Raw genomic sequence first — 15,329 nt, forward strand, 5'->3', positions numbered from 1 at the left:
AGTATTACTATATCAAATTTAGTTAATTAAAGGCTTTTCTTAATTCCTCAACTACTACATCAAATTCATCATCAAATATAGTTCTTACATCTAAAACATATTTATTATCATATACTCTAGCTATTATATGAGCTTCACTGAGTCTTAATTTTTTTTCTAAAGATGATACATTCATATGCTCAGGAGTTATTGTTATTACCTTTGTGGCTATTGTTTCAAGAGGCATAGACCCTCCTCCTACCTGAGAGAATCCATCTTCTATGTTTATCTTAGCATTTAGATTTAAGTCAGTTATTTTTTCAAATAATTTATTTGCCTTTGCTTCTAATTCTCCAATGCTATATGTCAACATTTTTAAAGTAGGTATGTTTTCTACAGCCTTTGTTTCATCTAGGTACATCCTTAAAGTTGCTTCAAGTGCACATATTGTAAGCTTATCGACTCTAAGAGCTCTAGTAAGTTGATTTTTCTTCATTTTTTCTATATACTCTTTTTTCCCAACTATAATACCTGCTTGTGGCCCACCAAGCATTTTATCTCCACTAAAAGTAACTACATCCGCACCTTGTCTTATAGAATCTAATACAGTTGGTTCATAAGATAATCCATATTTTGATAAATCTATAAATACTCCACTTCCTAGGTCTTCTATTACAGGTAACTTATATTTTTTACCCAAATTAACTAGTTCTTCGATAGATACACTCTCTGTAAATCCCATAATTCTATAGTTACTTGTATGAACTTTCATCAATACATTAGTTTCTTCTGTAATAGCTTCTTTATAATCTTTTAAGTGTGTCTTATTAGTTGAGCCTATTTCCACTAATTCTGCACCACTAAGAGCCATTATACTTGGAATTCGGAAAGAACCTCCTACTTCCACTAACTCTCCACGTGATACAATTGCTTCTCCTCCTTTTGCCATTGTACTAAGTACAAGAAGCACTGCTGCTGCATTATTATTTACAACTAGTACATCTTCTGCACCAGTAAGTCTTTTTATTGTATTAGTTAAATGAGAATATCTTGAGCCTCTTTCTCCATTATCCAAATCATATTCCAAGTTTGAATATCTTGAAGCAGCACACCATAATTCATCTTTTATATCTTCACTAAGTAAAGACCTCCCCAAATTTGTATGAATAACTGTACCAGTTGCATTTATAACTTTTTTTAATGATAATGAGTAATTTAATTTAACTCTCTCTATTGAAGATTCTATTATCTCATCAAATTCTATTGTTACAGAATTAGATGCATCCTCTTTTAATCTTAAAATAAATTGTCTCTTAAAATCTATCACTTCTCTTACAGATTCTAAAACTAAACTTCTAGGATATTCCTCTATTATTTCTACTATTCTATTATCACTTAATACTTCATCAACTGAAGGTAACATTGCAAATAATTCTCTTTTGCTCAAAATAATCACTCTTTCTCTACATATAATATTTTATAAAACTTTAATATATTTTTCCCCTTTTTTCACTACAGAACCTATGATTTTTGCTTCTATTGCTCCATTTAACTTCATATCTCTTACAAGTTCTTCTGCTAATTCTTCTTTTACAGAAATCAATAACCCTCCAGAAGTTTGTGGGTCATATAAAATATCTTGAACTGCAACTTCTACATCTCCTACAATTTCTACATCTTTTGATACATAATGCATGTTTTTATACATCCCAGCAGGTATGATTCCCATTTCTGCCATTTCTACAGCACCCTCGATAATTGGAACATGCTTTGAATCAATTTCAATACTCACTTCAGAAGCTTTAGCCATTTCTAAAGCATGCCCAAGTAAACCAAATCCAGTGATATCTGTAACTGAATTTACATCAATTTTATCAAAACTCATTGCTGCATATTTATTTAAATGTATCATTATTTCTACTACTTTGTCACATACATGTTGTTCTACCATACCTTCTTTCATGGCTGTATTTAATACACCCACACCAATTGGCTTTGTTATAACTAACTTGTCGCCAGGCTTTGCAGTAGCATTTGATAAAACTTTATTTGGATTTACAATTCCAGAAACTGAAAGACCATATTTAGGTTCTTGGTCATCTACAGTATGCCCTCCGACTAATAGTGCACCACTTTCTTTTACTTTATCAAATCCACCTTTTAATATTTCTGCAAGTACATCCATATCATGACATGATGGAAAACAAACAATATTCATTGCAACTAAAGGCTTTCCTCCCATAGCATATACATCTGATAGTGAATTTGATGCAGCAATTTGACCAAATACAAATGGGTCATCTACCATTGGTGTAAAGAAATCCAGTGTTTGAATAAGTGCCATATCATCATTTAACTTATACACAGCAGCATCATCTGCTGTATCTAATCCTACTAATAAATTTTCTATATTATCATTTTTAGGCAGTTGAGATAAAACTGATGCCAGAACCTCTGGCCCTATTTTAGCTGCTCATCCACCTGCTGTTGTCATCTCTGTAAGTTTTTTTTGTTCCTTCTTCATAAAAGTACCTCCTTTACTAAATTTCCGCATATACACACATATACATACATATTTATAATACCATATCTATAAGTGAGTTTTGTATTATATTTTTAGTCTATACAAATTAAATCTTTTAGATTTTCGTATTTTTTATCTCCTATCCCATTCACATTTTTTATATCTTCAATTGAATCAAATTGTCCATTTTCTTCTCTATGTTGTAAAATTTTATTAGCTGTAGCTTCTCCAACTCCAGGTAAAGCATCCAGTTCTTCTAATTTTGCTGTGTTTATATTTATTTTTGATTTATCAGATAGATTTTTATTATTTTTACTTTCAGATTCATTTTTAGGTTCGTTTTCTAGACTTGGCTTATTAGAATCGCTGTTGCTTGTAACAGATATTGTTTCTCCTATTTTAGGTATTATGTAATGTTGTTCATCTTCTAACTTTAGTGATAAATTAATTCCATTTAAATCAGCTTCTTTTGTTGTTCCACCTAATAATTCTACAGCATCATAAAGTCTCTTATCTGATTCTATAGTTACAATCCCTGGTCTATTCACTGCTCCACTTATGTATATAGTTATTTTATTAATTTGAATATTTTTATCTATTTTCCCCTCATATTTATTATGCTTATTTACTTCATTTTTAACTATTTTGTCTACCTTATCTGTTTTTTTATTATGTGAATTATTTTTACTTACAACATAAATATCTTCTTTGAAGACATCTAACCGATTAATGATTATTGCTGACAATGTTAAAAAACATACCATAGAAAACAAAATAATTTTTACCTTTTTTTTCATATATTAATCACTCCTTCATTTTAATTATTGACAAAAATATGCTATACTAAAAGATGAATTTAAATTTTGGAGGCTCACAATGAAAAGAAATTTATCACTTTTATTAATCTGTTTCTTGATATTTGCTTCATTTTTAGGAAGTTCTAATATATCTTTTGCAGATGATGAACCAGCTATAGTTGCCAAACATGCCGTTTTAATGGACTATGAAACTGGAAAAATATTGTATAATAAATCTGGAGATTCTAAGCTTTATCCAGCTTCAACAACTAAGGCATGGACAGCTTGTTTAGTTCTGAAAAAGGTTAAGAATTTAAATCAAGTAATAGAAATTAAAAACCTACCTCAGATAGAGGGTTCTAGTATGTACTTGAAAGAAGGCGAAGCTTTCACTGTAAGACAATTATTAAACGCTCTTTTGATTCATTCTTCTAATGATGCTGCCTTTGTATTAGCTAGATATGTTGGTGAAGGAGATGTACAAAAATTTGTTGACCTTATGAATTCTGAGGCAAAAGATATTGGAGCTACTGGCACTCATTTTAACAATCCTCATGGATTACCAGACCCAAATCATTACACTACAGCTCATGATATGGCTCTTATGGCCAGAGAAGCTATGAATAATGATGTTTTTAGACAGATTGTAAAAACTAAGTCACTTAAGTTTGATGCTACAAAAGCATACCCTTATGAAAGATATTTTGTAAATACTAATAAATTTTTAACATCACATGATAAGATTACATATAAAGGTCAATCTATAGATATAAAATACGATATAGTTGATGGTATAAAAACAGGATATACTGATGCTGCTGGTAAATGTCTTTTATCTAGTGCAGTAAAAGATGGAAGAAGAGTCATTGCTGCTGTATTTAATTCAACTAATTACGATTTATATTTAGATTCACGCATCTTAATTGATTATGGATTTGATAACTTTAAATGCGCTACTATTGTTGATAAAGAAAAATATACTGATACTAAAAAAGTATTATTTACAAAACAACATGAATTAATTTATGAACCAAAATATAGTTATAAGATAACTTTAGGACAAAATGAGTCTCAAGGTGACTACAATACTAAAACTGAACTAGATAAAATTGATTTACCTGTAAAAAAAGGTACTAAGGTTGGTACTTTAAATATATATAATAGTGGTAAGCTAGAAAAGAGTATAGATTTAGTTGCAAAAAATAACCTTGATAGTAGTCTTCCATTTATAACTGAAAATAAAACTTTGATGCTTTCTATTAAAATTATTATGGCTATTTTAGTACTTCTAGTTATATTTATAATAGCTTCAAATATTAAAAAGAATAATAAAAGAAAGTCTAGAGGAAAAAGAAATATGAGAAAATAGCAATACCACTTATTTATAACACCCTTATCTGCTATAATTATAATGTTTTTTTAAAGAACAATTATCACATAGAAAAGGAGTTCTTAGGAATCCCTTTTCTTTTTTATACAAAAAAGGAGATACCCAAATTTTTATTTTGAGACCTCCCATATAATTACAATTAATCATAATCTTAAGCAAATCTAATTTTTAAATTTTTCTTTTTATAAAATATCATTTTTTTAATTATCTATACTGTATAAAACAACAACCTATATATCAAATTGAAATGTAAAGTTATCAATTAATCTAGTTTTTCCTATGAAAACAGCACTTGCTACAAGTACAGAATTTTCTATATGTTCAACAGGTTGTAATGTCTCACTATCTACAATTTCAACATAATCTATTTTTGTTGAATCTTCAGAATTTATTTTAGATGTTATTAATTCTTTTATTTTTTTTACATCTAGATTTCCTTTTGCCAGTTCTTCTTTTGCCAAGCTTAGGCTTTCATTTAAAACTAAAGCAGTTTTTCTTTCTTCTTTTGAAAGATATGTATTTCTTGAGCTTTTTGCTAAACCATCTTTTTCACGAATTATAGAGCATCCTATTATTTTTGTGTCTATATTCAAATCTTTGACCATCCTTTTAATTACTGCTAATTGTTGAGCATCTTTCTCTCCAAAATAAGCTTTATCAGGAGTTACTATATTCAGAAGTTTTGAAACAACTAGGCATACACCACCAAAATGAACAGGTCTTTTAGAACCACAAAGAAAATCTGTAAGTCCAGACACATCTATGGTAGTACAATTGCCTTTCAAATACATTTCTTCTGATGATGGGTTAAAGACTACTGATGCACCACTATCTATACAGTATTTAAAATCTTTTTCTATGTCTCTCGGATAACTGTTAAAATCTTCATTTGGTCCAAACTGAGTTGGATTTACAAATACACTTACTACTACCTTATCATTTTCTTTTACAGCTTTTTTAATAAGGCTTTGATGTCCTTCATGTAAAAATCCCATAGTAGGAACAAGTCCTATAGAATAGCCAGTTTTTTTCCAATCTTTAATTATATTTCTTAGTGATTTTATTTCTTTTACAAGCATTTTGTACCATCCTTAATCTTAGTATAATTTTTCTAATTCAGATTCATTTATTGAAAAGCTATGTTTTTCTTGTGGAAACACGCCAGTTTCAACTTCTAGTATGTAATTTTTAATTGAATCTTTCATTATATCTCCTATATTTGCGTATTGCTTTACAAATTTAGGTACAAAATCTCCAAACATCCCCAACATATCTTGATAAACTAAAATTTGACCATCACAATTAATTCCTGCTCCTATCCCTATTGTGGGAATTGAAATAGAATTAGTCACCTTCTCAGCTATTTTAGCAGGAACTCCTTCAAGGACAATAGAAAATGCTCCTGCTTTTTCTATTAATTTAGCATCTTCAATAAGTTGTTTTGCTGTTTCACTAGTATTTCCTTGAACCTTAAATCCACCAAATGAATTTACAGATTGAGGTGTTAGTCCTAAATGGCCCATTACAGGTATTTGAGCATTTACAATGTTTTTTATTTGTTCTATAACGTTTGAGCCACCTTCTAATTTTACAGCATGTGCCCCACCTTCTTTTACAAGTCTGCCAGCATTTTTAACAGCCTCTTCTGTAGAAACATGGTAAGATAGAAATGGCATATCACTTACAATTAAGGCATTTTTGGCACCATTTTTTACAGCTTTTGTATGATATATAATTTCATCTATAGTAACAGATAGAGTGTTTTCTTCACCTTTTACGACCATTCCTAATGAATCTCCTATTAAAATACCATTTATATTACATTCATCCATTATTTTTGCTATTGAGTAATCATAAGCAGTAAGCATAGATAGCTTCCTTCCATCACTTTTAGCATTTTTAAAAGTCAGTATAGTATTTTTCATTGTTTTTTCCTCCTAAAATTTTGTAAATCTCTTTATATTTTTCAGATTTACTCATTAAATCTTCGACTGCATTTTCTATAGAAATATTTTTTGTACATTTTAATGAATCTTCATTTTCCAAGGCTATTATTTTTAGTAGATTTAAGGAGAGTATTTTGTAAATATCTTCATCTTTTTTATCTAATGCTGATAAATGTTTTTTTATTGGTGTTATATCACCACGAACAACAGGTCCAGTAAGGGATTTAGTAAATCCATTATCAAGTATATTTTCTATATTTATTTTGACCAAAGGATTTATAGCTTTTAAAACTTCTTCTTCAGATAGACCCAATTTAATAAAGTAACTTACTCCTACATATAGTAAAGATAACACTAAATTTGAAACTAAAACATTGGCCACATGATAAGTGGATGAAGTATTTTTATCTCTTATGAAAAATCGATTTCCTAAGCTATTTATAAAATTTTGAATAAATAAATCATCTTTTTCATTATCACCTTCTATGGAAAAACAAATGTCTTTCATTTTTTTAATATCAGTATTTTTATTGGAAAATGCAAATATAGGATGGACAGAATAAATTAATGCACCTGCTTTTTTTGAACAGAACAATATACTAGATTTTAAAGAACCACTTGTGTGGCAAATGTATTTATGTTTTAAATTAAATTTGGAAAGTTTTTTGTCTATGATTTCAATAGAATCATCTGATGTTGTAATAAATAATATATCATTTTCATAAATAATGTCTTTCAAGTTACTATAAATCTTTGTTTTTGTTAAATCTGTTGATTCTAATAAAGATAATTGATTTCTTCCATAAAAGCCCGTTACACAATAATCTTTTGACAAAAAATAATTTGCTAAAGATGTCCCAACTTTTCCAGAACCAATAAATCCTATTTTAATAGTATCACCTCCAACTTGTGATACAACATCTTAATTTCCAATCTCATTCATGAAGATATGAGTTATATAAGACAAAATAATTAAAAACATTTAAAGTATAGTTCTTATAACAAGATACCATCCATGAATATTCTACCATTTAAATAAAAAATTGACAATTAATTCTACAAAAATTAAGTTAATATGTTTTTATTTATGTTTTCTTATTTTACTAAAAATGCACTTAACTTAAAAATAATTAAAATAATATTTTTCAATAATCTCTTTAACATTTTATTTTTGTTAAAAAATAAAAATGTGCTCCTTCCTTGTATATTGTGATATCTTTACTATCACAACTTTTTGGAAGAATGCACACTTTATTTCACACACTCAACACATATTGAATATGTATTCTCAAACTTATTAAATTATATATTTATGTATTTTTCTGTTTTTGCTTATCGTTAAGTTTACATTTTGAACAGTTTCCTAGACATTCATCAACCATATCTAGACATTCATTAAATGCTACCTTACTACTATTTTTATGTCTTACAATTAGTATATCCTGTTTTTTAGCCTGAGACTCAACTGTTCTAGACATCTTATGTGAAACTGTTGATGTAAGTATAACAACAGCATCAGGTTTTCCTATAGAGTTATTTAATTTAGATGACATAGTAGTATATACTTTTGTTTTATAACCTTTTTTCTTGGCCATAACCATATAATCTTTTTCCATTCTTTCATGGCCACCAATCACTAATAAGTTCATTAGACTGCCTCCCGCCTTATTTGATATTGATTTTCATTATTATTTATACTATATATAATAATATCTAAAAATAATTTTGTCAATACTTATTGATATTAATTATCATTTTAATAATAGAAGGTTTTATTTTTAGTAACTTTTTAGTGTTAATAAATTTAAATTTATTGGCTCTAAAAGTTATTGATATTGCATTATAAATAATGTTTTATATAATAAAAAGCTGTAAGTTTTAATGATACCACTCATTAAAATTCACAGCTTTTAAAACTTAATATCCTATATTATTTTAAATTCTTTTTTATTCCTTTGTTTAATATACTTTCATAGTTAATAAAGTCATAAATATCTTCCTTAAATTCATCTGAAAACTTATGTAATTCTTCTAGTGTCAAATCTTCTATTGCTTTTTTATTATCTTCACAATATATCACAATACTTCCAACAATTCCATGTGCATCTCTAAAGGCAACATTATTTTTAACTAGATAGTCAGCAACTTCTGTAGCATTTAAAAACCCATTTTTAACTGCTTGTTTCATTTTATCTTCATTTACCTTTAATGTAGCTATCATTCTCTCCATTATTTGTATACACATTTCAAGAGTGTGTACACTATCAAAGAAGCCTTCCTTATCTTCTTGCATATCTTTATTGTAAGCTAGTGGTATACCTTTCATCACTGTAAAAAGACCAAATAAATTTCCATATACTCTACCAGTCTTACCTCTTATAAGTTCTGCACCATCAGGATTTTTCTTTTGAGGCATTATACTACTTCCAGTAGTATATAAATCATCTATTTCAACAAACCCAAATTCTTGAGAACTCCAAAGTATCAATTCTTCACTAAGTCTACTTAAATGCATCATTATAATTGAAAAATCACTCATTAGTTCCAATAAATAGTCTCTATCACTTACACCATCCATAAAATTATCTACAACTTTTTTAAATCCTAATTGCTCACAAGTTATATTTCTATCTATATCATGTGTAGTTCCTGCCAAAGCTCCACAACCTAAAGGTGATTCATCTAATATTTCTATAGCATTTTTTATTCTTTTCTCATCTCTATCAAACATACTATAATATGCCATCAAATGATGTTTAAAAGTTACCACTTGCGCTCTTTGAAGATGAGTATATCCTGGCATCATTACTGAATTTTTATCAGCAACATCTTTTATAGTTTCTTTAAATCCAGATATTAACCCCACTAAATCACTTGCCTTTTCTTTGGCATATAATCTCATATCAACTGCAACTTGGTCATTTCTACTACGAGCTGTATGAAGTTTCTTCCCAACATCACCTATTCTTTGAATCAAGTTTATCTCAGTAAAACTATGTATATCTTCATAATCTCCATCTAATGCCAATTTCCCATTTTCAATATCTTCAAGTATTCCATTTAGACCTTCTGTTATAGCTTTTCCCTCTTCATCTGTTAAAAGCCCACATTTTACTTGCATATAGACATGTGCTATACTTCCTTCGATATCTTTTTTGTATAGTATACAGTCATACCCAAAAGATTTATTAAATTCTTCCATAAGTTGATTTTCAGCTTTTCTAAAGCGTCCACCCCATAATTTCATATTTTTCACCTCATATTTTAATTTTTTATATTTTAATTATAATATTTTTACTTTAGCTAAAAATAAAAAATCTCTTGGTCAAAAAGACCAAGAGACGAAATATTCCGTGTTACCACTCTAGTTGATAAACTATGTTTACCCACTCTATTCTCTTAAGGCGAGATTACCTATTACCATACTGAATTTCAAGTAATATTCTCCAAAGCTCTATTCAATATAAAGTATTATCATTAGGCTTACACCATCCCTAACTCGCTGAGACCTGCTTTATATCTACTCTCTTCTTCACTGAATCTAAATTTTTATATTTTACCTATTTGTATTATAATTACTATCTATAAAATAGTCAACCTATTTTTTCCTTTAAATGCCTTTTTTAAGAACTAAGTGACTCTTTTAACTCAAAAAACTTATAAATTGCTTTTGCAACTCCACTCTCTTGATTGCTATCTGTCACATAATCAGCCTCTTGTTTAATCAATTCTTCTGCATTTCCCATAGCTACACCAAGACCAGCAAATTGTATCATTTCTATATCATTGTAATTATCTCCAAATGCAATTATATCTTCTCTATCTATATTCATTTTTTCAGCTAAAATTTTAACCGCATTGCCTTTATCAACACCAGTATTCATAACTTCAATATTATTTGGCCAAGAAGAAGTTATTTTTATGCCTTGAACTTTTTTTAATTCTTTTCTTATTTCGTCTAAAATAGCTGGATTTTTTTCTTCTATTATTACAAACTTTAATATGTCATTTTTAGAAATCTCTTCTCTTAAATCATCCCTTATAATTACTTCTGTTTCAGAGCCCAAAAACACACTTATTCTATCTTCACGCCCTTCTATTTTTTTTGAAAGCATGGAATCTATACTATTACATTGATAGTAAATATTATATTTGTCTAACACATCTAAAATATCTAGACATGTTTTTGTATCAATTTTATTTGAATATATTATATTTCCATTTTGCTCCCTTATCAATGAGCCATTACAAGCTATTATTGGCATATCTTCTTTAAGAAAATCTACATTGCATTTAGCTGAATCGAAAGTTCTTCCTGTTGCTAAAGTTACATTAATACCACTTTTAATAACTTTTTGCAGTGCAATTTTATTTTCATCAGTAACTTTATGGTTATTTCCTAATAAAGTTCCATCCATATCTGTTACAATCAATTTATATCCCATCATCCAACTCCATAACATTTTATTGTATACTTATATTTCCTTAATCTAATTTAAAGAATTACCCTTATTAAATTATATCATAACTTTACACTTAAACTATTCCAATTTATAAAATTAATAACATTCCTATACTTCCATATCAAGGCAAAATAAATCGTTTCTTGTAGTATTTTTCTGAATATTTTCAATTTATAGTCTTATAATGCTAGAAATTTTACAATATATGATATATAATCATATTAAATAAAGTGAGCTATTATAATATTTATATTTGTTTTTTACTATTATGTATTTTCACAATATTTTAAATCTAGCAACTTTTTTAACATTTATTATTGACTAAATAAGGAGTGATAAGCTATGAAATTAAAAATTAACAAAGCTATTGAAATGCAGTTGAAAAAAAGTTATGCCATAGAATCTGGTCATTGCGAAGATGTATTTGAGATAGATTGTGGCGAAGGTATAAATACAGTATCTTTCTCAAATAAAGCTGTAGAAGCTTTTAATGCTTTAGAATTTGATATGATAAGAGGATACCCTCATTCAATTAGTCTAAAAAACAATATAGTTGATTATTGGAAAGACTTTACAGCACTAACTACTGATAGAATTTGTCTAGCTGATGGTTCTATACATGTTATTTATCTTTTAAATAGATTATTTATTGAAAAAGGAGATAAGGTTTTAGGATATTCACCTCAATTTTCAGAATATGAAACAGATATAAAAATGCATGGTGCTACTTATGACTATGTTCTTTTAAAGAAAGAAAATAATTTCAAGTTTAATGAAAAGGAATTTATTGAAAAAATAAATTCAGAATATAAATTAATTTACATAGATAACCCAAATAATCCTACTGGACAAATTATACCTCTATCATCAATTGAAAATATAGTAAAAGAGGCAGCAAAATATGATATAGCTGTTATGATAGATGAGGCTTATGGTGAATATATGCCAAAAGAAAATTCAGCTGTAAAACTTTTAAATGATTATGATAATGTAATTGTTCTAAAAACATTCTCAAAAGGTTTTGGTTTGGCTGGACTAAGAGCAGGATATGCAGTCCTTCCTGAACAACTTGTTAATCCTATTAAAAAGATTTCTACTCCTTACGAAGTATCTGAAATCTCTCGTAGTATTGCAGCTAATTTATTAGATGATGTTCAATTTATAGAAGAATTAAAAGAAAAAACAAAAGCTATAAAAAATCAACTATTGATTCCATGGAAAAACCTTAACATAGCTGAGACTAGTGATACTGTATCTATAATGACAGTTGAACATAAAAATAAAGATATAAATTTACAACAAGAATTTGCAAAATTAAAAATAAGAGTTATATCTGGTAGCGATTTTACTGGACTTGATAAAAACTTTATAAGATTTAGAATGCCTGAAGAAAAAGAACTTCCTGAGGTTATAAAAGCATTCCAAATAATCGATAATCTAGAATAAATCTAACTATATAAGGGACATATTGATAAAATCAATATGTCCCTTTAGTTTAGTATTTTTAATTATTCTACAATATTTCTATTCATTAATTTATTAAGTTCCATCAATATTGATGAAAGTAATGCTAAACCTAAACAAATTCCTAATTCATATAAACCAAATACTGTTGGTATAGAGAATATCCCTCTCAAAACTGGCATTAATGTTAAAGAGTAAAGTCCAAAACATATTAAAACTGCTCCTATAACATATTTATTACTAAAAAAGCCTAGTTTTACTATTGTCTGATTATTAGAACGTGCAGGCAATGTTTGCATTATTCTCGCTAATATTAAAGTTGAAAACGCCATCGCTACACCAAGTTCTGGTGACACTTGTAATCCTATATATTGTGCAATTATTGTAACTATACCAATTATACAACCTCTTATAGCCACTGCTTTTAATGTTCCTCCTGCTAATATACTTTCATCTGGATGTCTAGGAGGTTTATTCATTATATTTTTTTCTGATTTTTCAAATCCTAATGCTATTGCTGGCAAAGAGTCGTTTACTAGGTTTATAAATAAAAGTTGTAAAGCTGTAAATGGGTTCGACCATCCTGCAAATACTGCAAACAAGATAGCCACTATAGCACCCAAGTTTCCTGCAAATAAATAAGTTATTGCTTTTATTATATTGCTATATACTGTTCTACCAACTTCAACAGCATTTACTATACTTGCAAAGTTATCATCAACTAAGACCATAGCAGAAGCATCTTTTGCTACATCAGTACCACTTCCCATACCTATACCTATATCTGCTTGTTTTAAAGCTGGTGCATCATTGACACCATCACCAGTCATAGCAGTTATGTTATTCTTATGTTGCCATGCTTTTACTATACGAATTTTGTTTTCTGGTGAAACTCTGGCATATACACTTATATCTTCTAATTTTTTATTTAATTCTTCTTCACTTAATGCATCCAACTCTTTTCCAGTAAGTGCTAAATCTCCATCTTCCATTATACCTATTTCTTTTGCAATTGCTGCTGCGGTTGTTTTGTGATCTCCAGTTATCATAACTGTTTTTATGCCAGCGCTCTTTGCTTCTTTTACTGCGTCCATTACTTCTTCTCTTGGTGGGTCTATCATTGCCATTATCCCAACCAATATCATATCATGTTCGTCATCAATTGAAGGTGTAAAACCTTCTTCTGGAACATCTTTTATTGCAAATGCTAATACTCTAAGTGCTCTATTTGAAAACTCTTCATTTTTATTCTTGTATTCTTCTATTATCTCATCTGTTATGTCTACTTTTGAGCCATTTTTTAAAGCATATTTACATCTGCTAAATACAATATCTGGAGCACCTTTTGTAAACATTATATAATCTCCATATATACTATTTACTGTAGACATAAGCTTTCTATCTGAATCAAATGGTATTTCATTTATTCTAATATATTTACTTCTTAATCTATCATAATCTAAATCATTTTTGCTTGAATAATTTATTAGTGCAACTTCTGTTGGGTCACCTACTTCTTTTCCATCACTAGTTATATGAGAATCATTACATAATGTAGAAACCATAGTCAACAATTTAGCATGATAAGAATAATTTATATTTTCTTTATTAAGCTCATCATTGTTAGTTCCATACATATAACAGTCCACAACTGTCATTTTATTTTGTGTAAGAGTACCTGTTTTATCAGTACATATGACACTTGTTGAACCTAAAGTCTCGACAGCTGGTAATTTTCTTATTATAGCTTGTTTCTTTGCCATACTGTTTGTTCCAACAGCCAGCACTATAGTAACTATTGATGATAAAGCTTCTGGTATTGCTGCTACTGCTACTGCTACAGAAAACATGAATGAATCGAGAATAATTTGTGTCATTTCTCCATTTCCAGCCATCATATAATTTCTTGCTACCTGAATTATAAATATTAAGAGTGCAAGTACTACAATACCTACACCAAGCTTTTTACTGAAAGCTTCTATTTTTTGTTGTAATGGTGTCAACTTATTTTCCGCAGTTTCTAAAAGACCAGCTATTTTACCCATTTCAGTATTCATACCTGTTCCAGTTACTACAAATGAACCTCTACCATAAACGACTACAGCACCACTAAATACCATGTTTTTTTGGTCACCTAAACTTACATCTTCGCTTATTTTTTCTGTATGTTTTAGAACTGGTTCTGATTCACCAGTTAACATCCCTTCTACAACCTTTAATGATTGTGCTTCTATAAGTCTTCCATCTGCTGGTATGTAATCACCAGCTTCTAAAAATACAATATCTCCAACTACTAAATTTTTTGCTGGAATTGTCATTTTCTTATTATCTCTTATTACCTTTGCATTTGGTGCAGATAAATTTTTCAAACTTTCTAATGAACTTTCTGCTTTTTTTGTTTGTACAACTCCTAAAACAGAGTTGATAATAATAACTGCAAAAATTATTATTGACTCTACAGTTTCACCTAAAAATATTTGTACTAAAGCAGCTATCAATAGAATTATTACCAGTGGGTCTTTAAAACTTTCTAAGAAAAGCTTATACGTAGGAACCTTATCTGCTTCCTTTAATTCATTAGTTCCATTTTTTTCTAATAGCTCTTCTGCTCTTTCCTTGCTCAAACCATTTAAGCTTGAGTCTAAATTTTTAATTATTTCTTGATAAGTACTTTTGTAAGACATTTGTTGCCCTCCTCTTTAATAAATTTATTTTATGTTTGGGGACTCTTATGTATACTTGAAATTTTAAATTTTTTAAATAAAA

12 protein-coding genes and 1 other annotated feature are annotated in these 15,329 nt (G+C 28.6%); of the genes, 2 read left to right on the forward strand and 10 right to left on the reverse strand.

Annotated elements, in window-relative coordinates; all coding sequences use genetic code 11:
- Positions 1–22 precede the first annotated feature (22 nt).
- The 3 genes from selA to IC758_RS13715 all read right to left on the reverse strand — a co-directional run bounded on the left by selA (position 23) and on the right by IC758_RS13715 (position 3,300).
- The gene (gene selA / locus IC758_RS13705; RefSeq protein WP_227851583.1) at positions 23–1,402 is read right to left on the reverse strand and encodes an L-seryl-tRNA(Sec) selenium transferase; all 1,380 of its coding nucleotides are present in this window, start codon (positions 1,400–1,402) and stop codon (positions 23–25) included.
- Between the two features lie 54 nt (positions 1,403–1,456).
- Complete coding sequence (selD, locus tag IC758_RS13710; RefSeq protein WP_227432539.1) at positions 1,457–2,503, reverse strand: selenide, water dikinase SelD; 1,047 nt, start codon at positions 2,501–2,503, stop codon at positions 1,457–1,459.
- Positions 2,504–2,595: 92 nt separating this feature from the next.
- Positions 2,596–3,300, reverse strand: coding sequence for a DUF655 domain-containing protein (locus IC758_RS13715; protein WP_227432538.1), 705 nt, complete (start codon positions 3,298–3,300; stop codon positions 2,596–2,598).
- A gap of 79 nt (positions 3,301–3,379) precedes the next feature.
- Between IC758_RS13715 and IC758_RS13720 the strand changes: the two genes are divergently transcribed.
- Entirely contained in the window at positions 3,380–4,669 is a 1,290-nt protein-coding gene (locus tag IC758_RS13720) for a D-alanyl-D-alanine carboxypeptidase family protein (RefSeq protein ID WP_227432537.1), read from the forward strand.
- Positions 4,670–4,920: 251 nt separating this feature from the next.
- Here the strand turns inward: IC758_RS13720 and panC are convergent, their stop codons facing one another.
- The 6 genes from panC to IC758_RS13750 all read right to left on the reverse strand — a co-directional run bounded on the left by panC (position 4,921) and on the right by IC758_RS13750 (position 11,081).
- A complete protein-coding gene (gene panC / locus IC758_RS13725; protein WP_227851507.1) occupies positions 4,921–5,769 on the reverse strand; it encodes a pantoate--beta-alanine ligase in 849 nt (282 codons plus the stop codon).
- Between the two features lie 18 nt (positions 5,770–5,787).
- Positions 5,788–6,615 carry a 3-methyl-2-oxobutanoate hydroxymethyltransferase gene (gene panB / locus IC758_RS13730; RefSeq protein ID WP_227432535.1) on the reverse strand — a complete coding sequence of 276 codons (828 nt, stop codon included), beginning with the start codon at positions 6,613–6,615 and terminating at the stop codon, positions 5,788–5,790.
- Positions 6,590–7,528, reverse strand: coding sequence for a DUF2520 domain-containing protein (locus IC758_RS13735; protein ID WP_227860997.1), 939 nt, complete (start codon positions 7,526–7,528; stop codon positions 6,590–6,592). Before IC758_RS13735 ends, panB begins: the two co-directional genes overlap by 26 nt.
- A gap of 418 nt (positions 7,529–7,946) precedes the next feature.
- The gene (locus IC758_RS13740; RefSeq protein ID WP_021385441.1) at positions 7,947–8,285 is read right to left on the reverse strand and encodes a DUF2325 domain-containing protein; all 339 of its coding nucleotides are present in this window, start codon (positions 8,283–8,285) and stop codon (positions 7,947–7,949) included.
- A 281-nt stretch (positions 8,286–8,566) separates the two neighbouring features.
- Positions 8,567–9,883, reverse strand: a complete 1,317-nt coding sequence (gene argH / locus IC758_RS13745; protein ID WP_227432534.1) for an argininosuccinate lyase — start codon at positions 9,881–9,883, stop codon at positions 8,567–8,569.
- Between the two features lie 87 nt (positions 9,884–9,970).
- Positions 9,971–10,181 (reverse strand) — a binding site (T-box leader).
- Positions 10,182–10,259: 78 nt separating this feature from the next.
- Entirely contained in the window at positions 10,260–11,081 is an 822-nt protein-coding gene (locus IC758_RS13750; protein ID WP_227432533.1) for a Cof-type HAD-IIB family hydrolase, read from the reverse strand.
- A 360-nt stretch (positions 11,082–11,441) separates the two neighbouring features.
- Between IC758_RS13750 and IC758_RS13755 the strand changes: the two genes are divergently transcribed.
- A complete protein-coding gene (locus IC758_RS13755) occupies positions 11,442–12,545 on the forward strand; it encodes a pyridoxal phosphate-dependent aminotransferase (RefSeq protein ID WP_227432532.1) in 1,104 nt (367 codons plus the stop codon).
- A 62-nt stretch (positions 12,546–12,607) separates the two neighbouring features.
- Here the strand turns inward: IC758_RS13755 and IC758_RS13760 are convergent, their stop codons facing one another.
- Positions 12,608–15,247, reverse strand: coding sequence for a cation-translocating P-type ATPase (locus tag IC758_RS13760; RefSeq protein ID WP_227432531.1), 2,640 nt, complete (start codon positions 15,245–15,247; stop codon positions 12,608–12,610).
- Between the last annotated feature and the right edge of the window lie 82 nt (positions 15,248–15,329).

The sequence above is a fragment of the Clostridioides sp. ES-W-0016-02 genome, assembly GCF_020641035.1.
Lineage (GTDB): Bacteria > Bacillota > Clostridia > Peptostreptococcales > Peptostreptococcaceae > Clostridioides.